The 25,527-nt window shown below is 61.6% G+C and carries 23 protein-coding genes and 1 other RNA gene; 15 read left to right on the top strand and 9 right to left on the bottom strand.

Going from position 1 to position 25,527, the window contains the following annotated elements; all coding sequences use genetic code 11:
- Positions 1 to 2 precede the first annotated feature (2 nt).
- From F8N66_RS15195 to F8N66_RS15130, 14 genes are all read left to right on the top strand, one after another.
- Positions 3 to 200 carry a cbb3-type cytochrome oxidase subunit 3 gene (locus F8N66_RS15195; RefSeq protein WP_150770969.1) on the top strand — a complete coding sequence of 66 codons (198 nt, stop codon included), beginning with the start codon at positions 3 to 5 and terminating at the stop codon, positions 198 to 200.
- Positions 197 to 1,150, top strand: coding sequence for a cytochrome-c oxidase, cbb3-type subunit III (ccoP, locus tag F8N66_RS15190; protein WP_150770968.1), 954 nt, complete (start codon positions 197 to 199; stop codon positions 1,148 to 1,150). Before F8N66_RS15195 ends, ccoP (F8N66_RS15190) begins: the two co-directional genes overlap by 4 nt.
- Before the next feature lie 482 nt (positions 1,151 to 1,632).
- Positions 1,633 to 3,075: a cytochrome-c oxidase, cbb3-type subunit I gene (ccoN, locus tag F8N66_RS15185; RefSeq protein ID WP_150770967.1), complete on the top strand. Its 1,443-nt coding sequence runs from the start codon at positions 1,633 to 1,635 to the stop codon at positions 3,073 to 3,075.
- Complete coding sequence (gene ccoO / locus F8N66_RS15180; RefSeq protein ID WP_150770966.1) at positions 3,075 to 3,683, top strand: cytochrome-c oxidase, cbb3-type subunit II; 609 nt, start codon at positions 3,075 to 3,077, stop codon at positions 3,681 to 3,683. The genes ccoN and ccoO overlap by 1 nt, the downstream gene beginning before the upstream one ends.
- A 5-nt stretch (positions 3,684 to 3,688) precedes the next feature.
- A complete protein-coding gene (locus F8N66_RS15175) occupies positions 3,689 to 3,874 on the top strand; it encodes a CcoQ/FixQ family Cbb3-type cytochrome c oxidase assembly chaperone (protein WP_032831505.1) in 186 nt (61 codons plus the stop codon).
- A complete protein-coding gene (gene ccoP, locus F8N66_RS15170; protein WP_150770965.1) occupies positions 3,871 to 4,854 on the top strand; it encodes a cytochrome-c oxidase, cbb3-type subunit III in 984 nt (327 codons plus the stop codon). The genes F8N66_RS15175 and ccoP (F8N66_RS15170) overlap by 4 nt, the downstream gene beginning before the upstream one ends.
- 323 nt (positions 4,855 to 5,177) lie before the next feature.
- Positions 5,178 to 6,593 carry a cytochrome c oxidase accessory protein CcoG gene (gene ccoG / locus F8N66_RS15165; protein WP_150770964.1) on the top strand — a complete coding sequence of 472 codons (1,416 nt, stop codon included), beginning with the start codon at positions 5,178 to 5,180 and terminating at the stop codon, positions 6,591 to 6,593.
- An 11-nt stretch (positions 6,594 to 6,604) separates the two neighbouring features.
- Positions 6,605 to 7,144, top strand: coding sequence for a FixH family protein (locus F8N66_RS15160; protein WP_150770963.1), 540 nt, complete (start codon positions 6,605 to 6,607; stop codon positions 7,142 to 7,144).
- Positions 7,145 to 7,284: 140 nt separating this feature from the next.
- Positions 7,285 to 9,735, top strand: a complete 2,451-nt coding sequence (locus F8N66_RS15155) for a heavy metal translocating P-type ATPase (RefSeq protein ID WP_150770962.1) — start codon at positions 7,285 to 7,287, stop codon at positions 9,733 to 9,735.
- Positions 9,736 to 9,757: 22 nt separating this feature from the next.
- Positions 9,758 to 9,976, top strand: coding sequence for a cbb3-type cytochrome oxidase assembly protein CcoS (ccoS, locus tag F8N66_RS15150; RefSeq protein ID WP_059404569.1), 219 nt, complete (start codon positions 9,758 to 9,760; stop codon positions 9,974 to 9,976).
- A complete protein-coding gene (locus F8N66_RS15145; RefSeq protein WP_150770961.1) occupies positions 9,969 to 10,652 on the top strand; it encodes a sulfite exporter TauE/SafE family protein in 684 nt (227 codons plus the stop codon). Before ccoS ends, F8N66_RS15145 begins: the two co-directional genes overlap by 8 nt.
- Before the next feature lie 174 nt (positions 10,653 to 10,826).
- On the top strand, positions 10,827 to 12,209 hold the full coding sequence (gene hemN / locus F8N66_RS15140) for an oxygen-independent coproporphyrinogen III oxidase (RefSeq protein ID WP_150771589.1): 1,383 nt from the start codon (positions 10,827 to 10,829) through the stop codon (positions 12,207 to 12,209).
- 91 nt (positions 12,210 to 12,300) lie between these two features.
- Positions 12,301 to 13,035, top strand: coding sequence for a fumarate/nitrate reduction transcriptional regulator Fnr (fnr, locus tag F8N66_RS15135; protein ID WP_150770960.1), 735 nt, complete (start codon positions 12,301 to 12,303; stop codon positions 13,033 to 13,035).
- A 77-nt stretch (positions 13,036 to 13,112) separates the two neighbouring features.
- The gene (locus F8N66_RS15130) at positions 13,113 to 13,661 is read left to right on the top strand and encodes an adenine phosphoribosyltransferase (RefSeq protein WP_150770959.1); all 549 of its coding nucleotides are present in this window, start codon (positions 13,113 to 13,115) and stop codon (positions 13,659 to 13,661) included.
- A gap of 108 nt (positions 13,662 to 13,769) precedes the next feature.
- Here the strand turns inward: F8N66_RS15130 and F8N66_RS15125 are convergent, their stop codons facing one another.
- The 5 genes from F8N66_RS15125 to dnaX all read right to left on the bottom strand — a co-directional run bounded on the left by F8N66_RS15125 (position 13,770) and on the right by dnaX (position 19,561).
- Entirely contained in the window at positions 13,770 to 14,918 is a 1,149-nt protein-coding gene (locus F8N66_RS15125; RefSeq protein ID WP_150770958.1) for an acyl-CoA dehydrogenase family protein, read from the bottom strand.
- 185 nt (positions 14,919 to 15,103) lie between these two features.
- The gene (gene recR / locus F8N66_RS15120; RefSeq protein WP_150770957.1) at positions 15,104 to 15,706 is read right to left on the bottom strand and encodes a recombination mediator RecR; all 603 of its coding nucleotides are present in this window, start codon (positions 15,704 to 15,706) and stop codon (positions 15,104 to 15,106) included.
- Between the two features lie 74 nt (positions 15,707 to 15,780).
- A complete protein-coding gene (locus F8N66_RS15115) occupies positions 15,781 to 16,815 on the bottom strand; it encodes an NADP-dependent oxidoreductase (RefSeq protein ID WP_150770956.1) in 1,035 nt (344 codons plus the stop codon).
- Between the two features lie 271 nt (positions 16,816 to 17,086).
- Positions 17,087 to 17,425, bottom strand: coding sequence for a YbaB/EbfC family nucleoid-associated protein (locus F8N66_RS15110; protein ID WP_150770955.1), 339 nt, complete (start codon positions 17,423 to 17,425; stop codon positions 17,087 to 17,089).
- A gap of 66 nt (positions 17,426 to 17,491) precedes the next feature.
- Positions 17,492 to 19,561 (bottom strand): DNA polymerase III subunit gamma/tau, encoded by a 2,070-nt coding sequence (gene dnaX / locus F8N66_RS15105; protein WP_150770954.1) that lies wholly within the window; start codon positions 19,559 to 19,561, stop codon positions 17,492 to 17,494.
- Between the two features lie 135 nt (positions 19,562 to 19,696).
- Between dnaX and F8N66_RS15100 the strand changes: the two genes are divergently transcribed.
- Positions 19,697 to 20,437: a substrate-binding periplasmic protein gene (locus F8N66_RS15100; RefSeq protein ID WP_150770953.1), complete on the top strand. Its 741-nt coding sequence runs from the start codon at positions 19,697 to 19,699 to the stop codon at positions 20,435 to 20,437.
- 129 nt (positions 20,438 to 20,566) lie between these two features.
- On the opposite strand, the gene ffs is transcribed toward F8N66_RS15100, so the two are convergent.
- The 4 genes from ffs to zipA form a co-directional block, all read right to left on the bottom strand.
- Positions 20,567 to 20,663: signal recognition particle sRNA small type (gene ffs, locus F8N66_RS15095), an RNA gene on the bottom strand.
- Positions 20,664 to 20,809: 146 nt separating this feature from the next.
- Positions 20,810 to 21,976, bottom strand: a complete 1,167-nt coding sequence (locus F8N66_RS15090; RefSeq protein ID WP_150770952.1) for a putative zinc-binding metallopeptidase — start codon at positions 21,974 to 21,976, stop codon at positions 20,810 to 20,812.
- 172 nt (positions 21,977 to 22,148) lie between these two features.
- Positions 22,149 to 24,506 (bottom strand): NAD-dependent DNA ligase LigA, encoded by a 2,358-nt coding sequence (gene ligA, locus F8N66_RS15085; protein ID WP_150770951.1) that lies wholly within the window; start codon positions 24,504 to 24,506, stop codon positions 22,149 to 22,151.
- A 141-nt stretch (positions 24,507 to 24,647) separates the two neighbouring features.
- On the bottom strand, positions 24,648 to 25,499 hold the full coding sequence (zipA, locus tag F8N66_RS15080) for a cell division protein ZipA (protein WP_150770950.1): 852 nt from the start codon (positions 25,497 to 25,499) through the stop codon (positions 24,648 to 24,650).
- Between the last annotated feature and the right edge of the window lie 28 nt (positions 25,500 to 25,527).

Genomic DNA, 25,527 nt, shown 5'->3' with positions numbered 1-25,527 from the left:
CCGTGGTCTTTGAATTGAGTACTGGAATGATCCGCGGCCTGGGCACGGTCGTGGTGTTCGTGGCCTTCGTCGGCCTGACCCTTTGGGTGTTCAACGCCAGGCGCAGCCCGGCATTCGCCGAGGCGCGCCTGCTGCCGTTCGCCGACGAGCCGCCATCCGATAACCAAGAATCCGCAACGACAAGGAGTACCCGGCCATGACCACCTTCTGGAGTGCGTGGATCTGCGTACTGACCATCGGCAGCCTGATCGGCCTGACCTGGCTGCTGATCGGCACCCGCAAGGGCGAAACCAAGGGCAGCGTCGACCAGACCATGGGCCACAGCTTCGACGGCATCGAGGAGTATGACAACCCGCTGCCGCAGTGGTGGTTCATGCTGTTCGCCGGCACCCTGGTGTTCGCCGTCGGCTACCTGATTCTCTACCCCGGCCTGGGCAACTGGAAAGGCATCCTGCCCGGCTACGAAAACGGCTGGACCGGCGTACACGAATGGGAAAAGGAGATGGACAAGGCCGATGCGAAGTTCGGGCCGATCTTCGCCAAATTCGCCGCCATGCCGCTGGAAGAAGTGGCCAGGGACCCGCAAGCACTGAAAATGGGCGGCCGCCTGTTCGCCTCCAACTGCTCGGTGTGCCACGGCTCGGACGCCAAGGGTGCCTTCGGCTTCCCCAACCTGGCGGACAGCGACTGGCGCTGGGGCGGCAACGCCGAAACCATCAAGACCACCATCCTCGGTGGACGCGTGGCGATGATGCCGGCCTGGGGTGAAGTCCTTGGCGAGGCCGGGGTGAAAAACGTTGCGGCGTACGTGCGCCATGATCTGGCCGGCCTGCCACTGCCCGCCGACAGCACCGCCGACCTGCAAGCCGGACAGCAAGCGTTCAGCACCACGTGCACAGCCTGCCACGGGGCAAACGGCCAGGGCACCGAAGCCATGGGCGCGCCAAACCTGACGCACCCGGCCGGCTTTATCTACGGAACAGGCCTGACGCAGCTGGAGCAAACCATTCGTCATGGCCGCCAGGGCCACATGCCGGCGCAAAGCGAACTGCTCGGCAACGATAAGGTGCAACTGCTGGCCGCTTATGTGTACAGCCTGTCCCATGGCCTGAATACAGAGCGTTTGCAGGCTGAGGGCAAAAACGAATAATTCACGACCGCTCTGCTGCCGCATTCTCCCGGATGCGGCAGTTCCCTTCTCCTTTGCGACCCATTGTCGCACCCTCCGATACTCCGCCTTTCGGTTCCCCCGATTCGGGTCTAAGCTTCCCCCGATGCGGACTGGCCAGCGCCGGTTCCAGGTCGACCCTGAACGATGTGTTCGACGAATCTGCCCGATGACAGGCCGCAAAGGCTGGTAGATACCGGCTGTCGCGCCAATTGCCTTCGGTCCCCCAATCGTTGCGTTTGAACACACCTCGTTACATCCGACCTGACCCCCTCGCCTGATCCATCTTCCGGGACGTTTTGCCTGCGGCCGATTTTGTCCTTACGCGGCGCATGGAAAGGCCGCAGAATCAGCATTTGAACGCATTGACCCAGGTCATGGCGCGTTGCAATGACCCTACGCTTTCTACATACTTGCGGCCGATTTTTAATCCTAATAAAACACCCAAACCGTGGAACCTTAGAATGAGCACAGCAATCAGTCCGACTGCTTATAACTATAAGGTAGTCCGCCAGTTCGCCATCATGACGGTGGTCTGGGGGATCCTTGGCATGGGGCTCGGTGTCTTCATCGCCTCTCAACTGGTCTGGCCGGAATTGAACTTCGGTCTGCCCTGGACGAGCTTTGGACGCCTGCGCCCGTTGCACACCAACCTGGTGATTTTCGCCTTCGGTGGATGTGCACTGTTTGCCACTTCCTATTACGTCGTGCAGCGAACCTGCCAAACGCGACTGATTTCCGACAGCCTCGCGGCCTTCACCTTCTGGGGTTGGCAAGCGGTGATCGTCGGCGCCATCGTTACCTTGCCGCTGGGTTACACCACCACCAAGGAATACGCTGAGCTGGAATGGCCCCTGGCTATTCTGCTGGCCATCGTCTGGGTCACCTACGGTCTGGTGTTCTTCGGCACCATCACCAAACGCAAGACCAAGCACATCTATGTGGGCAACTGGTTCTACGGTGCCTTCATCGTCGTGACCGCGATGCTGCACATCGTCAACCACGCTTCCCTGCCTGTCAGTTTCTTCAAGTCCTACTCGGCCTATTCGGGCGCGACGGACGCGATGATCCAGTGGTGGTACGGCCACAACGCCGTAGGTTTCTTCCTGACCACCGGCTTCCTGGGGATGATGTACTACTTTGTGCCGAAACAGGCCGAGCGTCCGATCTACTCCTATCGCCTGTCGATCGTGCACTTCTGGGCGCTGATCACCCTGTACATCTGGGCCGGTCCGCACCACCTGCACTACACCGCGCTGCCGGATTGGGCACAATCGCTGGGCATGGCGATGTCGATCATCCTGCTGGCGCCAAGCTGGGGCGGCATGATCAACGGCATGATGACCCTGTCGGGCGCCTGGCATAAGCTGCGCACCGACCCGATCCTGCGCTTCCTGGTCGTTTCCCTCGCGTTCTACGGCATGTCGACCTTCGAAGGTCCGATGATGGCGATCAAGACCGTGAACTCGCTGTCGCACTACACCGACTGGACCATCGGCCACGTACACGCCGGGGCCCTGGGCTGGGTAGCGATGATTTCGATCGGCGCGATCTACCACATGATTCCGAAACTGTTCGGCCGCGCGCAGATGCACAGCATCGGCCTGATCAACACGCACTTCTGGCTCGCCACCATCGGTACCGTTCTGTACATCGCCTCGATGTGGGTCAACGGCATCACCCAAGGCCTGATGTGGCGTGCAATCAACGATGACGGCACCCTCACCTACTCGTTCGTCGAAGCGCTGCAAGCCAGCCACCCTGGCTTCATCGTTCGCGCCCTGGGCGGTGCGTTCTTCGCCAGTGGCATGCTGTTCATGGCCTACAACGTATGGCGTACCGTACGCGCCTCGAACCCGGCCGAAGCTGAAGCCGCCGAACAGATTGTTGTAGTTGGAGCTCACTGATGAAGCATGAAGCAGTCGAGAAGAACATTGGCCTGCTGGCCTTCTTCATGGTCATCGCCGTCAGCGTCGGCGGCCTGACCCAGATCGTTCCGCTGTTTTTCCAGGACGTTACCAACAAGCCGGTCGAAGGCATGAAGCCTCGCTCCGCCCTTGAACTGGAAGGCCGCGACATCTACATCGCCAACGGTTGTGTCAGCTGCCACTCGCAGATGATCCGCCCGTTCCGTGCTGAAACCGAACGCTACGGCCACTACTCGGTCGCCGGTGAAAGCGTCTGGGACCACCCGTTCCTGTGGGGTTCCAAGCGTACCGGTCCGGACCTGGCCCGTGTCGGCGGTCGTTACTCCGATGACTGGCAGCGTGCGCACTTGTACAACCCGCGCAACGTCGTACCGGAATCGAAGATGCCGGCCTACCCGTTCCTCGTGGAAAACAAGCTCGACGGCAAAGACACCGCCAAGAAAATGGAAGTCTTGCGCGCGCTCGGCGTCCCTTACACCGACGAAGACATCGTCGGTGCCAAGGATGCCGTGAAGGGCAAAACCGAAATGGACGCGCTGGTGGCCTATCTGCAAGGCCTGGGCACCATCATCAAAAGCAAACGGTGATCTAAATGGATATCGGGATGATTCGTGGCCTGGGCACCGTCGTTGTGATGGTGGCCTTTGTCGGCCTGGCCTTGTGGGTCTTCAGCCCCAAGCGCAAGTCGGAGTTTGAAGACGCGACCTTGCTGCCTTTCGCGGATGATCCCGAAGCCATCAAGCACGTCGAGCAAGCTTCTAGGAGTAACAAAGAATGACTACATTCTGGAGTCTGTACGTCACAGTCCTCAGTCTCGGTACGATCTTTTCCCTGACCTGGCTGTTGCTGTCGACCCGCAAGGGCCAGCGCAGCGAGGCCACCGAAGAGACGGTTGGACACTCCTTCGACGGTATCGAGGAGTACGACAACCCGCTGCCGAAATGGTGGTTCATGCTGTTCGTGGGCACCATCATTTTCGCCCTGGGCTACCTGGTGCTGTACCCGGGCCTGGGCAACTGGAAAGGCCTGCTGCCGGGTTACAACTACCTGGATAACGAAAAGCAGACCGCGTTCGCCAACGGCCAGACCGGCTGGACCGGCGTTCACGAGTGGGAAAAGGAAATGGCCCGTTCGGACGCCAAGTTCGGCCCGATCTTCGCCAAATTCGCTTCCATGCCAATCGAAGAAGTGGCCAAGGACCCGCAAGCCCTGAAGATGGGTGGCCGCCTGTTCGCCTCCAACTGCTCGGTCTGCCACGGCTCCGACGCCAAAGGCGCCTACGGCTTCCCTAACCTGACCGACGCCGACTGGCGCTGGGGTGGCGAGCCGGAAACCATCAAGACCACCATCATGGGCGGCCGTCACGCGGTGATGCCTGCGTGGGCGGAAGTGATCGGCGAGCAAGGCGTGGCGGACGTTGCCGCGTTCGTACTGACCAACCTCGATGGCCGCAAGCTGCCGGAAGGCACCAAGGCGGACCCGGTTGCCGGCCAGAAGCTGTTCGCCGCCAACTGCGTGGCCTGCCACGGTCCGGAAGGCAAAGGCACCCCGGCCATGGGCGCGCCAAACCTGACCCATCCGGCAGCGTTCATCTACGGTTCGAGCTTCGCGCAACTGCAGCAGACGATCCGTTACGGCCGCCAGGGCCAGATGCCTGCGCAAGAGCAAATGCAGGGCAATGACAAGGTTCACCTGCTGGCCGCTTACGTCTACAGCCTGTCTCATGGCGAGAAGGCTGCGGCGGAAGGTGCCCAGTAAGGCAGACGCTTGATGCGATGTAAAAAGGCCCTGCCAATGTAAATTGGCGGGGCCTTTTTTATCGTTGTGCCCTTAAACGCGACAGGCACCTGGTTTGTAAGGCCATTGCAGGATTGACGCCGCCCCACCTGAAAACCGGCCATAATTCACAAGTCAATTGATACAGGTCATTACACGGTCAGTTGATTTCCACCAACGTGACCAAAGGTCGCACCCGCAGCCTAGAGCGACAGGCGTATCATTGAGCCACTGCACTACCCCCTTTTGACCCCGGCCGGCACGTACTGACCGAGGCATTTTTCCACTGCCGTGGGATGCAACCGATGAGCAACCAGATTCCGGTACACGACGTTACTCCGCCCGCCAAAAACGCGAACAACAGCGTCGACCTCTACGCCTCTCGAGAAAAGATCTACACCCGCGCCTTCACCGGTATCTTCCGCAACCTGCGAATGGCGGGCGGTGCTGTGTTGTTTCTGCTGTATTTCGGCACGGTGTGGCTGAACTGGGGCGGGCATCAGGCCGTCTGGTGGAATTTGCCGGAGCGTAAATTCTTCATCTTCGGCGCGACCTTCTGGCCCCAGGATTTCATCCTGCTGTCGGGCATGTTGATCATCGCCGCGTTCGGCCTGTTCTTCATCACGGTATACGCCGGCCGCGTCTGGTGTGGATACACCTGCCCGCAGAGCGTCTGGACCTGGATTTACATGTGGTGCGAAAAGGTCACCGAAGGCGACCGCAACCAGCGCATCAAGCTCGACAAGGCGCCAATGAGCGCCAACAAATTCCTGCGCAAATTCAGCAAGCACACGCTGTGGCTGCTGATCGGTTTCGTGACCGGCATGACCTTCGTCGGCTACTTCTCGCCGATCCGCGAGCTGACCATCGACTTCTTCACCGGCGAGGCCGATGGCTGGTCGTACTTCTGGGTCGGTTTCTTCACCCTCGCCACCTACGGCAACGCCGGCTGGCTGCGCGAGCAGGTGTGCATCTACATGTGCCCGTACGCGCGCTTCCAGAGCGTGATGTTCGACAAGGACACCCTGATCGTCTCCTACGATCCGCGTCGTGGCGAATCGCGCGGCCCGCGCAAGAAAGGCATCGACTATAAGGCCGAGGGCCTGGGCGATTGCATTGACTGCACCATGTGCGTCCAGGTCTGCCCGACCGGCATCGACATCCGCGACGGCCTGCAAATCGAGTGCATCGGTTGTGCCGCCTGTATCGACGCCTGCGATGCGATCATGGACAAGATGGAGTACCCGCGCGGCCTGATCAGCTACACCACCGAACACAACCTGTCCGGGCAGAAAACCCATAAACTGCGTCCGCGCCTGATCGGCTACGCCGTGGTGTTGCTGGCGATGATCAGCTTGCTGGTGACGGCGTTCTTCATGCGCTCGCTGGTAGGTTTCGATGTCAGCAAGGACCGTGTGCTGTACCGCGAAAACGCCGAAGGCCGGATCGAAAACGTCTACAGCCTGAAGATCATGAACAAGGATCAGCGCGACCATACCTACGTGCTTGAAGCCACCGGCCTGCCGGACCTCAAGCTGCAAGGCCGGCGCGAGATCAAGGTCGCGGCCGGCGATATCGTCAGCCAGCCCGCCGAGCTGTCGGTGGCCCCGGAACACCTGCCATCGAGCACCAACGAGGTGAAATTCATCCTCAAGGATGCCGATGACGCCAGCATCCACGTTGAAGCCAAGAGCCGGTTCATCGGCCCACAAAATCGTTGAGAGAAGTGATCATGCCCGCAGCAAACGCCGCAAGTCCCTGGTACAAGCACCTCTGGCCATGGATCATCATCGGGATTCTGGCCTGCTCGGTGACTTTGACCTTGTCCATGGTGACCATCGCGGTGAACAACCCGGACAACCTGGTCAACGACAACTACTACGAGGCCGGCAAAGGCATCAACCGTTCCCTGGATCGTGAACTGCTGGCGCAGACCCTGCTGATGCGCGCCAGCATTCATCTGGATGACGTCACCGGCGAAGTCGATCTGCGCCTGAGCGGCAACAGCCAGCCGAAAACCCTTGAACTGAACCTGATCTCGCCGACTCAACCGGAGAAGGACCGCAAGATCGTCCTGACCCGCAGCGACACCGAACAGGGCCGCTACATCGGCCAGTTGAGCGACAAGGTCGAAGGTCGGCGCTTTGTCGAATTGCTTGGCACTCAGGACGACCATATCTGGCGCATGTTCGAGGAAGAGTCGGTCGATCATGACAAGGACCTGCTGCTCGGTGATGAACCGCTGCAAGGCGCGGAAGACCTGAAGAAATAAGAATGGCCAGATCCTGTAGGAGCTGACGAGTGAAACGAGGCTGCGATCTTTTGATCTTTCTTTAAAAGATCGCAGCCTCGTTTCACTCGTCAGCTCCTACACAGGGATTCGGACTTTGCGGACGATATAGACTCCATTCGATGACCACCCCACTCCCCTGCTACCACTGCGCCCTGCCCGTCCCGGCCGGCAGCCGTTTCACCACGGCGGTCCTGGGGCAAACCCGCGAGTTCTGCTGCCCGGGTTGCCAGGCAGTGGCCGAAGCGATTGTCGCCGGCGGACTGGAAAGCTATTACCAGCATCGCAGCGAAGCTTCGGCCAACCCCGAGGCCCTGCCGGTGCAATTGGTCGATGAACTGGTGCTGTACGACCGCGCCGAAGTGCAGCAACCCTTCGTCCGCCACGAAGGCGAACTGGCCGAAACCACCCTGTTGATGGAAGGCATCAGTTGCGCCGCCTGCGGCTGGTTGATCGAGAAACACCTGCGCGCCTTGCCGGCGGTGGCCGAGGCACGCCTGAACCTGTCCAACCATCGCCTCCACGTGCGCTGGGCCGACGCGCAAATGCCGCTCAGCCAAGTGCTCGGCGAACTGCGCCACATCGGCTACGCCGCCCACCCTTATCAAGCCGACCGCGCCAGCGAACAACTGGCCAGTGAGAACCGCCTGGCCTTGCGTCAGCTGGGCGTCGCCGGACTGCTGTGGTTCCAGGCGATGATGGCGACCATGGCCACCTGGCCGGAATTCAACATCGACCTCAGCCCTGAACTGCACACCATCCTGCGCTGGGTCGCACTGTTCCTCACCACCCCGATCGTGTTCTACAGTTGCGCGCCGTTCTTCAAGGGGGCGATGCGCGATCTGCGGACACGACACCTGACCATGGACGTTTCGGTCTCGCTGGCCATCGGCAGCGCCTACATCGCCGGGATCTGGACCTCGATCACCGGTGTCGGCGAACTGTATTTCGATGCCGTTGGCATGTTTGCACTGTTCCTGCTGGCCGGACGCTACCTGGAACGCCGCGCCCGCGAACGCACCGCCGCCGCCACCGCGCAACTGGTCAATCTGTTGCCTGCTTCCTGCCTGCGCTTGAGCGTCGACGGGCAGAGCGAACGGATCCTGCTGAGTGAATTGCGGGTCGGCGACCAGGTGCTGGTGCATCCGGGCGCAATCCTCCCGGCAGACGGCAAGATCCTCAATGGCCAGTCGAGCATCGACGAATCGCTGCTGACCGGCGAATACCTGCCGCAACCGCGCACGCCTGGCGACGCCGTCACCGCCGGCACCCTGAATGTCGAAGGCGCGCTGACCGTCGAAGTCCAGGCCCTGGGCCAGGACACCCGCCTCTCGGCCATTGTCCGCCTGCTGGACCGTGCCCAGGCCGAGAAACCGCGGCTGGCGGAAATCGCCGACCGTGCCGCGCAATGGTTCCTGTTGCTGACCCTTATCGCCTGCGCCTGCATTGGCCTGTTGTGGTGGGAGCTGGACCCCTCGCGCGCCTTCTGGATTGTCCTGGCGATGCTTGTCGCGACCTGCCCCTGCGCCCTGTCCCTGGCGACGCCGACCGCCCTCACCGCCGCCACCGGCACCTTGCACAAACTCGGCTTGCTGCTGACCCGGGGCCATGTGCTGGAGGGGCTGAACCAGATCGACACGGTGATTTTCGACAAGACCGGCACCCTCACCGAAGGGCGCCTGGCCCTGCGTGCGATCCGTCCTCTGGGCGCCCTCGACAGCGATCAATGCCTGAGTCTCGCCGCCGCGCTGGAAAACCGCTCTGAACACCCGATCGCCCGCGCCTTCGGTCGCGCGCCACTGGCCGCCGAAGACGTGCACAGCACGCCAGGCCTTGGTCTTGAAGGATTGGTCGGCGAGCAGCGTCTGCGCATCGGCCAGCCCGGTTTCGTTTGCGAGCTCAGCGGCGCCGCCGTGCCTGCGATGCCTGAGGAAGCCGGCCAATGGCTGCTGCTCGGCGATCAACAGGGGCCGCTGGCCTGGTTCGTGCTCGACGACCGTTTGCGCGCCGATGCCCCGGCCCTGCTGGCGGCCTGCAAGGCGCGTGGCTGGCTCACGTTGCTGCTGTCGGGTGACAGCTCGCCGATGGTCGCCAGTGTCGCGCAGGAACTGGGCATCGACGAAGCCCGGGGCGGACTGCGTCCGGACGACAAACTGCAAGTGCTGCAACAGTTGCACCAGCAAGGTCGCAAGGTGTTGATGCTGGGGGACGGGGTCAACGATGTGCCGGTGCTGGCCGCCGCCGACATCAGCGTGGCCATGGGTTCGGCCACCGACCTGGCGAAAACCAGCGCCGACGCGGTGTTGCTGTCCAATCGCCTCGATGCGCTGGTACAAGCCTTCAGCCTGGCCCGGCGCACCCGCCGGGTGATCATCGAGAACCTGCTGTGGGCCGCGCTGTACAATGGCCTCATGTTGCCGTTCGCCGCCCTCGGCTGGATCACCCCGGTGTGGGCCGCGGTTGGCATGTCGATCAGTTCGTTGACCGTGGTGCTCAATGCCCTGCGCCTGACTCGCTTGCCCGGCGCGCCAGTGGCCGCCACCCCCCCAGAAACCCGCCCGTTGCCGGCCTGAGCCGCACGGGCATGGAGTCCAGATGCCAGCTCTTTATGTGATGATCCCGGCCGCGCTGCTGATCGTGGCCATCGCTATCTACATCTTCTTCTGGGCGGTCGACAGCGGTCAGTACGACGACCTCGATGGCCCGGCCCACAGCATTCTGTTCGACGATCAGGACCCAAACCACACCGCGGCCGTCGATGAGGCCAGCGGCCATCCAGCCAAACCCGACGACAAGGCCCCGCCCCATGCTTGAATTGGCGCCCTTGCTGGTGTCTGCGGTGATTCTGGGCCTGCTCGGTGGCGGTCATTGCCTGGGCATGTGCGGCGGCCTGATGGGCGCGCTGACCCTGGCGATTCCCCCGGATCAACGCCGCCGCCGCTTTCGCTTGCTGCTGGCCTACAACCTGGGGCGAATCCTCAGCTATGCCACTGCCGGCCTGCTGATTGGCCTGGCGGGCTGGGCGGTGGCTAACAGCCCGGCGGCGATGTTCATGCGTGTGCTCGCCGGCTTGTTGCTGATCGTCATGGGCCTGTACCTGGCCGGCTGGTGGAGCGGCCTGACGCGCATCGAAAGTCTCGGTCGCGGCCTGTGGCGGCATATCCAGCCGATTGCCAACAAGTTGTTGCCGGTGTCGAGCCTCCCTCGCGCATTGCTGCTGGGCGCGCTCTGGGGCTGGCTGCCATGCGGCCTGGTCTACAGCACGTTGCTGTGGTCGGCCAGCCAGGGCAATGCGCTGGACAGTGCGCTGCTGATGCTGGCGTTCGGCCTCGGTACCTGGCCTGTACTGCTGGCCACCGGACTTGCGGCCGAACGGGTGACGGCGTTGTTGCGCAAGCGTAGCGTGCGCATGGCCGGCGGGATGCTGGTGATGCTGTTTGGTATTTGGACCTTGCCGGGGCCGCATCAGCATTGGCTTATGGGCCATTAAAAACAGAGATCGCAGCCTTCGGCAGCTCCTACATGGAATGACATGCACCCGTAGGAGCTGCCGAAGGCTGCGATCTTCCGATCTTGATGCCTTTTGATGCAAATCAAGATCCTGAAATTTCTCACCCCCTAGACTGGCCAACACTGCCAGCCTGTTCCGGGGGATGCCCGCATGTTGCTCGACGCCATTCGTTGGGATACCGATCTGATCCGCCGTTATGACCTGGCGGGACCGCGCTACACTTCTTATCCGACCGCCATGCAGTTCCATGGCCAGGTCGGCAGCTTCGACCTGTTTCACGCCCTGCGTGACAGTCGCAAGGCCCTGCGACCCTTGTCGCTGTATGTGCACGTGCCGTTTTGCGCGAACATTTGCTACTACTGCGCCTGCAACAAAGTCATCACCAAGGACCGTGGCCGCGCCCTGCCCTACTTGCAGCGCCTGGAACAGGAAATCCAGCTCATCGCCTGTCACCTCGACCCCACGCAAAAGGTTGAGCAATTGCACTTCGGTGGCGGCACGCCGACCTTTCTCAGCCATGACGAATTGCGTCAGTTGATGGCACACCTGCGCAAGCACTTCAATTTGCTCGACGACGACTCGGGCGACTACGGCATCGAAATCGACCCCCGCGAAGCCGACTGGTCGACCATGGGCCTGCTGCGCGAGCTGGGGTTCAATCGGGTCAGCATCGGCCTGCAAGACCTCGACCCGGCCGTACAGCGCGCGGTCAACCGCCTGCAAAGCCTGGAAGAAACCCGTGCGGTGATCGACGCCGCGCGCACCCTGCAATTTCGCTCGATCAACATCGACCTGATCTACGGCCTGCCGAAACAGACGCCGGAAAATTTCGCCCGCACCGTCGAAGAAGTCATCAGCCTGCAACCGGACCGGCTCTCGGTCTTCAACTACGCGCACTTGCCGGAACGCTTCATGCCGCAACGGCGGATCAACAGCCAGGACCTGCCGACGCCGGCGCAGAAGCTTGAAATTTTGCAGCGCACCATCGATCAGCTGACCGCCGCCGGTTATCGCTACATCGGCATGGATCATTTCGCCCTGCCCGACGACGAGCTGGCGATTGCCCAGGAAGAATCGACCCTGCAACGCAACTTCCAGGGCTACACCACCCACGGCCAGTGCGATCTGATCGGGCTGGGCGTGTCGGCGATCAGTCAGATCGGCGATTTGTACTGCCAGAACAGCAGCGACTTGAACCAGTACCAGAACAGCCTGGCCTCGGCCCAATTGGCCACCAGCCGTGGTTTGTCATGCAACGCCGACGACCGTATCCGGCGCGCCGTGATCCAGCAATTGATCTGTCATTTCGAGCTGGAATTCGGCCGAATAGAACAGGCCTTCAACATCGATTTTCAAGGCTATTTCGGCGAACTCTGGTCGCCATTGCAGCAAATGGCCAAAGATGGCCTGATTGAGCTGAATCGCGAAAAAATCACTGTCTTGCCTGCCGGGCGCCTGCTGGTGCGGTCGGTGTGCATGGTGTTCGATGCCTACCTGGAACAACACAACCAGCAACGGTTTTCCCGGGTGATCTAGACCTGCGACAAAAGCGCCACGCGCTGGCCTCAATGTCCTTGGCTAGGTTACCCTTACGTCTTATGTGTGTTTTCCTACAAGGATTGAAGAAATGTCCGAGCCAGTAAAACTGCGCGCTCATAACCAGGCCCATTGCAAGGATTGCAGCCTGGCCCCGCTGTGTTTGCCACTTTCGCTGAATCTGGAAGACATGGACGCGCTGGACGAAATCGTCAAACGCGGTCGCCCGCTGAAAAAAGGTGAGTTCCTGTTTCGCCAGGGCGACACGTTCGACTCCGTTTACGCGGTACGCTCCGGCGCACTCAAGACGTTCAACCTGAGTGACGCTGGCGAAGAGCAGCTCACCGGTTTCCACCTGCCGAGCGAACTGGTCGGCCTGTCGGGCATGGACACCGAAAAGCATCCCGTGTCCGCGCAAGCGCTGGAAACCACGTCGGTGTGTGAGATCCCCTTTGAGCGCCTCGACGAACTGGCCCTGCAATTGCCGCAGCTGCGTCGACAACTGATGCGGGTGATGAGTCGCGAGATTCGTGACGACCAGCAGATGATGTTGCTGCTGTCGAAAAAGACCGCCGACGAGCGCATCGCCACCTTCCTGGTCAACCTGTCGGCACGTTTCCGCGCCCGGGGCTTCTCAGCCAATCAGTTCCGCTTGAGCATGTCGCGCAATGAAATCGGCAACTACTTGGGCCTGGCGGTGGAAACTGTGTCGCGGGTGTTCACGCGCTTCCAGCAGAACGAACTGATCGCCGCCGAAGGCAAGGAAATCCGCATCCTCGACCCGATCCAGCTGTGCGCCCTGGCTGGCGGTTCGATCGACGGATGATTCAAGCGCCAGCGGCTGAGCGAAACGGTTCAGCCGCCGTTATAATGCGTCGTTTGCCCTGCCAGGATTCTACGACTATGGCTTTCGACGCCTTCGACATCAAATCCCTGATCCGCCCCGTGATCGACTTTCCCAAGCCGGGCGTGATTTTTCGCGACATCACCCCGTTGTTCCAGTCGCCCAAGGCGTTGCGCCTGGTGATGGACAGCTTCGCCCACCGTTACGTCGAGGCCGATTTCACCCACATCGGCGCCATGGACGCCCGTGGTTTCCTGATCGGATCGGTGCTGGCCTATCAGCTGAACAAGCCGCTGGTGCTGTTCCGCAAACAAGGCAAGCTGCCCGCCGATGTCCTGGCCGAGGGCTATGCCACCGAATACGGCGAAGCGTTCCTGGAAGTGCACGCCGACAGCCTGTGCGAAGGCGATTCGGTGGTGATGTTCGATGACCTGATTGCTACCGGCGGCACCTTGATTGCCGCAGCGAACCTGATTCGCCGCATGGGCGCCCGGGTTCATGAAGCGGCGGCGATTATTGATTTGCCGGAATTGGGTGGGTCGCAACGCCTGGAAGACATGGGTATTCCTACTTTTTGCCTGACGCAGTTTGCGTTGACCGACAAGTAAGGGGCGCCTGCAAAGCCTCTTCGCGAGCAAGCCCGCTCCCACACTGGAATGCGCTCCAATGTGGGAGCGGGCTTGCTCGCGAAGGCGTCAGCAGCTACACCACAACACTTAAAGCCCCATCTGCTTGCTGATGATTTCGTTCATCACTTCCCGCGTCCCGCCCCCGATCGAAAGAATCCGGTTATCCCGGTATAGCCGCTCCACCAGGCTTTCCCGCATGTAGCCCAGACCACCCAGGATCTGCACGGCATCCGTGGTGATCCTGTCCCCCGTGTCGGTGGCAAAATTCTTGGCCATGGAAATCTCCTTGATCACACTCTGCCCCGCCGCCATTTTTGCCGCCTGGCGATAGGTGAATTCCCGTGAGACCTCCAGGGCCGTGGCCATTTCGGCGAGGCGGTGCTTGATCACTTGGAACTTGCCGATGGGTTTGCCGAAGGCTTCACGGGCACGGGCCCAGTTCAGGCTTTGCTCCAGGGCCAGTTGCGCGGTCATGTTGGCCATCAATGCCAGCGCCAGGCGTTCGCTCTGGAAGTTGCCCATGATGCAGGCAAAACCCATGTTCTCGCTGCCGATCAGGTTGCCCACCGGCACCCGGCAGTCATCGAAGAACAATTCAGCCGTGTCCGAGGCCCACCAGCCCATTTTCTTCAGCTGCCGGCCCACGGTGAACCCGGGGGTGCCCTTCTCGATCAACAACAGGCTGATGCCGGCGAAACCCGGCTCACCGGTGCGCACCGCGACCGTATAGAAATCCGCGCGTACGCCACTGGTGATAAAGGTTTTGCTGCCGTTGACCCGGTAGACCTCGCCGTCACGCACGGCGCGGGTCTGCAGGTTGGCGACGTCGGAACCGCCGCCGGGCTCGGTGACCGCCAGGGCGCTGATCTTCTCGCCCGACAACACCTGTGGCACCACCCGGTCACGGACTTCGGGCCTGGCCCACTTGAGAATCGGCGGCAGGCCGATGTCCAGCGATCCCAGCCCCGCCACGAGGCCACCGGAACCACAACGCATCAACTCTTCGCTGGCGGCGACCTTGGCGAACAGATCGCCTTCGTGGCTGCCGCCGAAACCTTCCGGATAACCAATGCCGAGAATCCCCGCCGCGCCGGCCTTGAGGTAAAGCTCACGGGGAAAGCTCTCGGCTTCTTCCCACTGGTCGATGTCCGGCAGAATCTCGCGCTCGACGAAGCGCCTGACGCTGTCACGGACCAATTGGTGGCTGGGGTCGAAGTATTCCTGGAAGGCAGGCATCGGCGAACTCCACTGGAGGGGTTCGCCGACGTTAACCGAGCGCTTGCTTGGTTTTCAACAGGATTGTGCGAATCAGGTACACCGGGGTGCGCCATTCGCGAGCAAGCCCGCTCCCACAAGGGATCTGTGTACGCCACAAATCCAATGTGGGAGCGGGCTTGCTCGCGAAGGCGTCAGATCAAACACTACAGAGCAATCGGCTTACGCCCGGCAAACGAATGCGCCAGCGTCCCGCCATCCACCAACTCCAGCTCCCCGCCCAGCGGCACGCCATGGGCGATGCGCGAAGCGATCAAACCTTTGCTGCTGAGCAACTGGGCGATGTAGTGCGCCGTGGCTTCCCCTTCCACGGTCGGGTTGGTGGCGAGGATCACCTCAGTAAACGTGCCCGCCTCCTCGATTCGCGCCATCAACTGGGGAATGCCGATGGCTTCCGGCCCCAAGCCGTCGAGGGGCGACAGGTGCCCCTTGAGCACGAAGTAGCGACCGCGAAAACCGGTCTGCTCCACGGCATACACATCCATCGGCCCTTCCACGACGCACAGCAGCGTATCGTCGCGACGGGTATCGGCGCATTGCGGGCAGAGGTCATCTTCAGTCAGCGTGCGACACAAACGGCAGTGACCGACCCCTTCCATGGCCTGGCTCAGAGACTGCGCAAGCCGCAAGCCGCCGCTGCGATCACGTTCGAGCAACTGCAACGCCATGCGCTGTGCGGTTTTCTGACCCACACCCGGCAAAACGCGCAGGGCATCGATCAGTTGGCGAATCAAAGGGCTGAAGCTCATGGGCAAACGTCCGACAAAACAACGAGACGCGGTTTATACCCGCGCCTCTGTTTAGCGTCAAATAGCAGCGTCAATTAGTCCTGGGCGACCTTGATCACCAGTTTGCCGAAGTTGCGCCCCTCCAGCAGACCGATAAACGCATCAGGCGCATTCTCCAGGCCGTCGACCACGTCTTCGCGAAACTTCACCTTGCCGTCGCGCACCCAGGGCGCCATGGCACTGATGAACTCCGGCTGGCGATCACCGTAATCATCGAACACGATGAAGCCCTGGATCCGCACACGCTTGGTCAACAGCGTACGCTGCAGTTGCGGCAGGCGATCCGGCCCGCTCGGCGCTTCGCTGGCGTTGTAGGACGCGATCAAGCCACACAGCGGAATCCGCGCCTTGGCATTGAGCAACGGCACCACCCCATCGAATACCTTGCCACCGACGTTTTCGTAGTAGATGTCGATGCCTTTGGGGCACGCCTGCGCCAGCTCATCGGCAAACGACGGGCTCTTGTGATCGATGCAGGCGTCGAAGCCCAGCTCTTCGACCACATAGCGACACTTGTCCGCACCGCCGGCCACGCCAACCACGCGCAAGCCCTTGATCTTCGCCACTTGCCCGACCACCGAACCGACGGCACCCGATGCAGCCGCGACCACCAGGGTCTCGCCCTCTTTCGGCTGGCCGATGTCCATCAAGCCCATGTAGGCGGTCATGCCCGGCATACCCAGCACACCCAGGGCCATCGACGGGCTTGGCAAAGTTGACGGGAGGGGCATGATGCTCCGGCCGTCATTGATGCTGTGGCTTTGCCAACCCGTGGCGCCCACCACCAGGTCACCTTCCTGAAACTTCGGATTGAGCGAACGCTCGACCCGACTGACCGCACCACCGGTCATCACCCCGCCGATTTCCACCGGGGCGGCGTAGGACGGCGCGTCACTCATGCGTCCGCGCATGTACGGATCCAGCGACAGATACAGGGTCTTGAGCAGCACCTCGCCGTCGGCCAGATCGGGCAGCGCGACGCGCTCCAGGCGAAAGTTCTCCGGCGTCGGCGCGCCGACGGGGCGCGAGGCCAGGACGATGCGTTGGTTGAGGGTCAATGCTTCTGGCATGAGAGCGTCTCCATGATCGATGAGTTGGCGGTACAGGATGCAGACATTGGCACGGGTTACGCGTTCGATGTTTCAACTTCAGGACCGGGTCGACTTCTTCGCGAGCAAGCCTGCTCCCACCCTGGATCTGCGCCCTGCACACATCCAGGGTGGGAGCGGGCTTGCTCGCGAAGACGGCCTCAGGAACAACATATTTCCAACGGGCAACAACAAAAATGCCAGGCGCGATGCCTGGCATTTTTGTGTAGCCCATCCGACGCGCTTTAGCGAATCAGAACGGCAGCTTCATGCCCGGCGGCAGTTGCATGCCAGCGGTCATGCCGGACATTTTGTCCTGGCTGTTGGCTTCGATCTTGCGCACAGCGTCGTTGACGGCGGCGGCGACGACGGCTTCCAGCATCTCCTTGTCGTCTTCGCTCAGGCCTTCGACCAGGCTCGGGTCGATGGTCACGCTTTTAACGTCATGACGGCCGGTCATCACCACGGTGACCATATCGCCACCGGCTTTACCGGTGACTTCGGCATTGGCCAGCTCTTCCTGCATCTTGGCCATTTTTTCCTGCATCTGCTGCGCCTGCTTCATCAGGCCGGCCATGCCACCTTTCATCATGGTAATCACCTCAAAAGTACTTGGATTAATCGACGCCCGGCCCTTTCGGCCAAGCGCCTTCAGTTATTAGCCCTGACTGACCAGGGCTTCGACAGGTTCAATAGTATCGTTACGGATCACCGCACCGAACTGCTGCATCATTTGCTGGATGAACGGATCACCGTGAATCGACTCCTCGGCCTCGCGCTGACGGTCGGCGCGACGGCGCGATGCCGCCTGGGCCGGGGTTTCCTGCTCGGGCTTGATCAGCTCCATGGTCAGCGTCAGGGTACGCCCGTGATACTGGTTCAACGCGTCGTTGAGGCGACGCTGCTGCGTGGCGTTGAACAAGGCACTGTGGGCCGGGTCCAGGTGCAGCAGCCAATTGTCGCCATCCGCGGCGATCAGCGTGCAGTTGGCGGCGATGCTGCCGGTCATGCCGGAGATCGGCAGTTTCGGGAACAGCTCCAGCCATTGCAGGGCCAGCCCCGTGGCCGGTGCGGCGGCGGGTTCCGGCTCGGGTTCCGGCGCCGGCTCGCCAGCGTGTTCGCTGGCCAGCTCATCGAGGTAGCTGTAGGCCGAATCCATGTCCGGCTCGATGTAGTCCTCGTCCAGCGGCGGCTCGTCGTCCAGGTCCATGCCCGGCGTGGCGGCATCCACGTCGGCCACGGACGGCTCCGGGATCGGCGCGGCGGCCCACTCCGGCGCGTCCGGCACCACGCTGTCAGGCGTCGGCAGCGGCATCGGTGGCAATTCGGGTTGTTCGCTGGCGGTTTCCAGCACCGGCTCGACGGCGGGCTGCTGGGCGGCAGCCGGCTCGACCGGGTCATTCCACGGCAGGTCGACGACTTCCTCGACTGCCTCGACTGCCTCGACCACAGGTTCGGGCATTGGCGCCGGCGCAACCGGTTCAGGCGCGGGCGCCGGAGCAACTGGCGCAGGGACGACGGGGGCAACTGCCGCAGCGACTACCGGCGCAACAACAGGCGCGGCAGCCACGGATTTGGCGGAATCAACTGTGGCCTGGCTGATCCCCACTGGCTTTAGCGGCTGCCTCGGGGCATCCGCGGTGTCGGCGGGGCGGAAGGCGAGCATGCGCAGCAACACCATTTCGAACCCGCCCCGCGGGTCCGGTGCCAGCGGCAGGTCACGGCGCCCGATCAGGCCCATCTGGTAATAGAACTGCACGTCTTCGGCCGGCAGGGCCTGGGCCAGCGCCAGCACCCGGTCACGGTCGCCGTGACCGTTGTCGACGCCTTCCGGCATGGCCTGGGCGATGGCGACCCGGTGCAGCACATTGAGAATTTCCGAGAGCACGCCATTCCAGTCCGGGCCTTGTTCGGCCAGATGGCGGACGGCTTCGAGCAAGGCCTTGGCATCGCCTTCGATCAGCGCATGCAGGACGTCATAGACCTGGCCGTGATCGAGGGTCCCGAGCATCGCCCGCACGTCAGCGGCCATGACCTTGCCTTCACCAAAGGCGATCGCCTGGTCGGTGAGGCTCATGGCGTCACGCATCGAGCCATCGGCGGCGCGCCCGAGCAACCACAGCGCATCGTCTTCGAACGGCACGTTCTCGACGCCCAACACGTGGGTCAAATGCTCGACCACACGCTCCGGCGTCATGTTCTTCAGGGAGAACTGCAGGCACCGCGAGAGAATCGTTGCAGGAAGTTTCTGCGGATCAGTGGTCGCCAGGATGAATTTTACGTAGGGTGGCGGCTCTTCAAGGGTTTTAAGCAGCGCATTGAACGAATGGCTGGAGAGCATGTGCACTTCGTCGATCAGGTAGACCTTGAAGCGCCCGCGGCTCGGCGCGTACTGAACGTTGTCGAGCAGTTCGCGGGTGTCCTCGACCTTGGTGCGGCTGGCGGCGTCGATCTCGATCAGGTCGACGAAGCGGCCTTCATCGATCTCGCGGCACACTGAACACTCGCCACAGGGTGTAGAAGTGATACCTGTTTCACAGTTCAGGCATTTGGCGATGATTCGCGCGATGGTGGTCTTGCCGACCCCGCGCGTACCGGTGAACAGGTAGGCGTGGTGCAGCCGCTGGCTGTCCAAGGCATTGATCAGAGCCTTGAGCACATGGGTCTGGCCGACCATTTCGCGGAACGAGCGCGGACGCCATTTACGTGCAAGAACCTGATAACTCATCGAAAACCATCGCAACGAAAGAAGCAGAAGCGGCTAATGCTAGCGGAGCAAGGCCAAAATTGCATCCGGTGTCCTCGTCTAATCTGGCTAAGCTGCTTTGCGGGGGCTTTTTGTTTCACCGATAGCGGAGCGTTTATGCGGCTGGCCTTGGGGGCACTGCTGTCGATCAGCCTGAACGGCTTCGCTGCTGAAGCGCCGTTGCGCTTTGTAGTGCCTGACAGTTGGGCGATGCCGATGGTGCAACTTGAAAATGGCCAACCGACCCAGGGCATTCTGTATGACGTGATGCTCAGTCTCGCGACCCAGGTCGGCGCCCCAGCGCAATTCCACGTGCTGCCCAGGGGACGGGTGCAAAGCGCCATGGAGCATGGCGAGGTCGATATCCGCTGTTATGCCGCGCAATCCTGGTTGCCGAATCAATCCGGCGACTACCTCTGGAGCATTCCGCTGTTCACTCAACCCGATCTACTGATCAGCCGCCCTGCCCCGCAGACCTCAGTGATTCCCGCGAGCCTGTCGCGGCAGTCCATTGGCACCGTGCTCGGCTACAGCTATCCAACCCTGCAACCGCTGTTCGACGCCAATCAACTGCACCGCGACGACGCGCGAAATCAGGAACAGGTGCTGGAAAAACTCCTGGCCGGCCGCAATCACTACGCCGTCAGCAATCAATGGACACTGGACTGGTTCAATCAGCGACTGTTGCCAGGCCGGCAGCTGCAAGGCGTGGCGGTGCTGCAGGAGCAAAGCGTCGGCTGCTTCGTGCGCAACGATCCGAACGTGCCGGTGCAGCGGATATTGCGTACGTTGGTGCGGATGAAAATGTCCGGGGAAATCGATGACATCATTCGGCTGTACATCGGCGGCAAGCCATAATCCTGGCCATTGAGGCTCAACCCCCATTTCGCAGACGACAAAAAACCGCGCCGGACAACATCCAGGGCAGTGCAATCAGAGGTTTTTCGATAGAACGCGAAGAGGGTTCGCGTGGCGTTAAGGTGGTAACCCCACCAGCCACACCCCGGCACACAATGTTCCCGCTGTGGCTGCTGCCTTCCGGCTCTGACCAGGTTCACGGGTAATCGTTGCGGGGGGACCGATGGGGTCACCATAACGACACTCACCTGACGGCGAGCCGCGCCATTGTACCTATCTGAGACGAAGTTACAACCGTTCACACGGATTAAAAAATACCAGCCAGGTCAATGACATGCGTAATGACCAAAAGATCGCAGCCTGCGGCGGCGCCTACAGGTCCTGCAGCACCTCGTCCGCCCTGCCGCCCTCGCGCTGAATCACCAGATGAATGAAATGCAGCTTGGCGATCACCGCTGGCGGCAGCACAAAAGGATAGAAATCCGGCTGCCCCATGCTGCGTGACAGCTCATTGAGCATGCCGGCCAGTTCGATCCAGGCGTTGACGAACGACAGGAATGCCGCGCCGCCGGGGTGCCGTGGATCGTAGAGGGTCTCCAGCGCAAAGGGCTGGTAGTCGAAATCCATTTCCCGGGCACTCATGCCAAACCCCAGCGCCGTATCCACCGCGTCCATCATGTGCAGGTAGTGCGCCCAGGTTTCAGCCCAGTCTTCCCAGGGATGCATGGTGGCGTAGGCGCTGACGTACTGCTGCTGCCAATCCAGGGGCGCTCCCTGCTGATAGTGCCGATCCAGTGCCTCGGCGTAGCTGGCGCGCTCATCGCCGAACAACCCGCGGAACGGCTCCAGCCAGTCACTGTTGGCGATCAAGCGGTCCCAATAGTAGTGCCCGACTTCGTGACGAAAATGCCCGAGCAAGGTGCGATAGGGTTCGTGCATCTGCACCCGCACCCGTTCGCGATGGGCGTCGTCCGCCTCATTGATATCAAGGGTGATCAGGCCATTGGCGTGACCGGTGGTCGGTGACTGCCCTTCGAGGTCTACGCCGATGAAGTCGAAGGCCAGGCCTGTCTCTTCGTCGACAGCCTTGGGAATCACCTGCAGGCCCAGGCTGACCAATTGCGCGACCAGACGCCGCTTGGCGGTCTCCACCTTGCGCCAGCGCTCGTGGTTTTCGGTCATCGACAAGTCAGGGATGGTGCGATTCAGGCTACAGGCGATGCACAAGGCATCGTGGTCATTGGCGGGCAGCAACCAGTTGCAGGCTGCCGGGGAGTCGAGGTTGGCGCAACGGCGGAACACGCCGGCGCCGGGATCGACATCAAGCACCCAGGTGTTCGCCTGCGCACCCGGCTGCAGGGAGGACAGCCGGCTCTGCTGCGGCTGATAACCCAATGCCGCCGAACAGGCCAGGCACTGACTGTTGCGAAAGAACAGCGACTGCCCGCAACGACAGGGCCAGACCTTGCTGTTGCGCGAACTTTCGGCCACGAAAGGTGCGGTGATGCGCGAACTGAGCTGCTCGAAGAAACGGTACATGGCGATCTCTCCCTGGGGCTTGCCAAGACTAGATCATGTTTGGCTGGCGATCGTTCCCGCATTTTGCGCAATCGCGAACATCGCTTTCGCGAGCAAGCCCGCTCCCACATTCGACCTTGTTCTTCCAGAGCAATGCAGTTCAACGTGGGAGCGGGCTTGCTCGCGAATGGCATCACAGCGAAATATCGTGCTTACTCAGAAATTCGACAAACGCCTCTTCATCCAGCACCTTCAGCCCCAGCTCATTGGCCTTGGCCAGCTTCGACCCCGCCCCCGGTCCCGCCACCACGCAATGGGTCTTGGCCGATACCGAACCGGCGACCTTGGCGCCCAGGCTTTCGAGTTTGTCCTTGGCCACATCGCGGCTCATCAACTCCAGGGAACCGGTGAGCACCCAGGTCTGGCCAGCCAACGGCAAGCCTTCGACGACTTTCTTCTCGCTCTGCCAATGCATGCCGAAATCAGCCAATTGCTTTTCGGCCTCAATCGCCAGCAAGCGATTTTCCTCAACCGCAAAAAACTCACGAACCGAATTGGCCTGTTTCTCCGGCAGTGCCTGGCGCATGTCCAGCCAGTCAGCGTCGATCACCGCTTGCAGCGAACCGAACTTGTCGGCGAGCTTTTGCGCCCCACCGGGTCCGACCGAAGGAATGTGCAGCTTGTCGAGCAAACCGCCCAAGGTGGTACTGGCGGCGAATTCGGCGCCCAGTTCACCCTGGTCCTGGATCTGCAACCCGTGCTTGAGCAGGTCGGCGATCACCTGCTGGTTATGCGCATCTTCAAAGAAGCTGTGAATCTCGTGAGCCACTTCCAGTCCGACATCCGGCAAGTACGTCAGCACTTGCGGCAACGCTTTCTGCACCCGTTCCAGCGAGCCCAGGGAGCGTGCCAGCACCTTGGCCGTCTCTTCGCCGACATCGGGAATCCCGAGGGCATAGATGAAACGCGCCAGGCCCGGTTTCTTGCTGTCTTCGATAGCGCCCAGCAGCTTCTTGCTCGACAGTTCGGCAAAGCCTTCCAGGTCGACAATGTCCTCGAACTTGAGGACATACAGGTCCGCAGGCGAGCTGACCAGGCCCTCATCCACCAGCTGCTCGACGCTTTTGTCGCCCAGACCTTCGATGTCCATCGCGCGCCGGGAAACGAAGTGAATGATCGCCTGCTTGAGTTGCGCGCCGCAGGCCAGTCGACCGACGCAGCGATAGACCGCGCCTTCGCTGATCGTCTCGCGGCCCTTGCTGCGCTTGATCAATTGCGTGCGTTCGACATGGGAACCGCAGACCGGGCACTGTTCCGGGATCTGCACCGGCCGGGCGTCGTCCGGGCGGCGCTCGGCGACCACTTGCACCACTTGCGGAATCACATCGCCCGCACGGCGAATGATCACCGTATCGCCGATCATCAGGCCCAGGCGCGCCACCTCATCCATGTTGTGCAGCGTCGCGTTGGCCACGGTGACCCCCGCGACCTTGACGGGCTTGAGGCGTGCCACCGGGGTGACCGCACCGGTGCGTCCGACCTGGAATTCCACGTCGAGCAACTCGGTGAGTTCTTCCATGGCGGGGAATTTATGGGCGATGGCCCAGCGCGGTTCGCGGGCGCGGAAGCCCAGCTCTCGCTGCGAGGCAATACTGTTGACCTTGAACACCACGCCGTCGATTTCATAGGGCAGCGCATTGCGGCGTTCGCCGATGTCGCGGTAATACGCCAGGCACTCATCGATGCCGTTTGCCAGCCTCAGCTCATGGCTGATCGGCATCCCCCAGGTCTTGAGCTGTTGCAGATTGCCGATATGGGTGTCGGCGATGTCAGCGGACACCTGGCCGATGCCATAGCAGCAGAATTCCAGGGGCCGGTTCGCGGTGATTTTCGAATCCAGCTGGCGCAGGCTGCCGGCCGCCGCGTTGCGCGGGTTGGCGAAGGTCTTGCCGCCCACTTCCAGTTGCGTGGCGTTGAGCCGCTCGAAGCCGGCCTTGGACATGAATACTTCACCGCGCACTTCCAGGGTCGCCGGCCAACCGGTGCCATGCAACTTGAGCGGAATATTGCGCACGGTGCGCACGTTGACGCTGATGTCTTCGCCGGTGGTGCCGTCGCCGCGCGTTGCGCCGCGTACCAGCACGCCATCCTGATACAGCAGGCTGACCGCCAGGCCATCGAGCTTGGGCTCGCAGCTGTATTGCACCGCCGCACCGCCACCGAACAGATCGCCGGCCGGCAGATCGAGGCCTTCGGTGACCCGCCGATCGAATTCGCGCATATCGGTTTCTTCGAAGGCGTTGCCGAGGCTGAGCATCGGCACTTCGTGGCGCACCTGGGTGAAGGCCGACAGCGCCGCACTGCCGACTCGCTGGGTCGGCGAGTCGCTGGTGATCAGCTCTGGATGCTCGGCTTCGAGGGCCTTGAGTTCCTTGAACAACCGATCGTACTCGGCGTCCGGGATGCTCGGCTCGTCCAGTACGTGATAGCGGTAGTTGTGCAGATCCAGCTCGGTACGCAGCTCTAGAATGCGGTCTTTGGCGGCAGTCATGGGTGTTCTCTCATAAAGCAAAAGAGCAGCCGAGGCTGCTCCTAATTTCATTTCATTCGGATCGAAAGATCGCAGCCTCGTTTCACTCGACAGCTCCTACGCAGCGCCTACAGAGTGAAATGAGGTTGCGATCTCTTGCCTTTAGCGTTTCTGGGTCAGGGCGCGACGCTCGAATTCGACGATGCGCTGACGGTAGTGCTCGATCGTCTGGGCGGTCAGCACGCTGCGCTGGTCGTCCTTGAGTTCGCCGTTCAGCTCCTGGGACAGCTTGCGCGCCGCCGCCACCATCACGTCGAAGGCTTGTTTCGGATGACGCGGGCCTGGCAAACCGAGGAAGAAGCTCACGGCTGGCGTACTGAAGTGGTCGATGTCGTCCAGATCGAAAACCCCTGGCTTGACCGCGTTGGCCATGGAGAACAGGACCTCGCCATTGCCGGCCATGCTTTCGTGCCGGTGGAAGATGTCCATTTCGCCAAAGCGCAGGCCGCTTTCCAGAATATTCTGCAACAACGCCGGGCCCTTGAAGCCCGCCGCATCGCGGCAAATCACGCTGATCACCAGCACTTCTTCGGCTTGCGGCTGATCTTTTTCGCTGACCGAAGGGGACGCCTTGGTGTCTTCGACATAATCGTCGTCGCGGCTGCTGAAGCTTGGGCCGCCGTCCAGGTCTAGGCTCAGGTTCATATCGCCCTGGGCCGGTTCGCCGCCACGTTTGCCGCGCTTGGAACCCGATTCACGGGGTTCGCGTGCCGGCATGCTCACCGACGGCAGGTCCTGTTCGTCCAGATGCGGTTCCTTGTGGTCGTCCAGCACGCGGGACGGGCCCAACAGCTCGGCGCTGGTGTCCTCGTCGGGCAAATTGGACAGACTTCGGTCAAGACGGAATTTCAGTTTTCCCTTGCCGCCGCGCATACGGCGCCAGCCATCGAAAAGAATACCGGCAATGACAATAATGCCGATGACGATCAGCCACTCGCGCAGACCGATTTCCATGTAATCCCGTGCCTCTATAAAAAATGCT

Source organism: Pseudomonas fluorescens (genome assembly GCF_902498195.1).
GTDB classification, from domain to species: domain Bacteria; phylum Pseudomonadota; class Gammaproteobacteria; order Pseudomonadales; family Pseudomonadaceae; genus Aquipseudomonas; species Aquipseudomonas fluorescens_BU.
The sequence above is the reverse complement of the archived record's forward strand: the minus strand, read 5'-3'. Positions and strand labels throughout refer to the sequence as shown.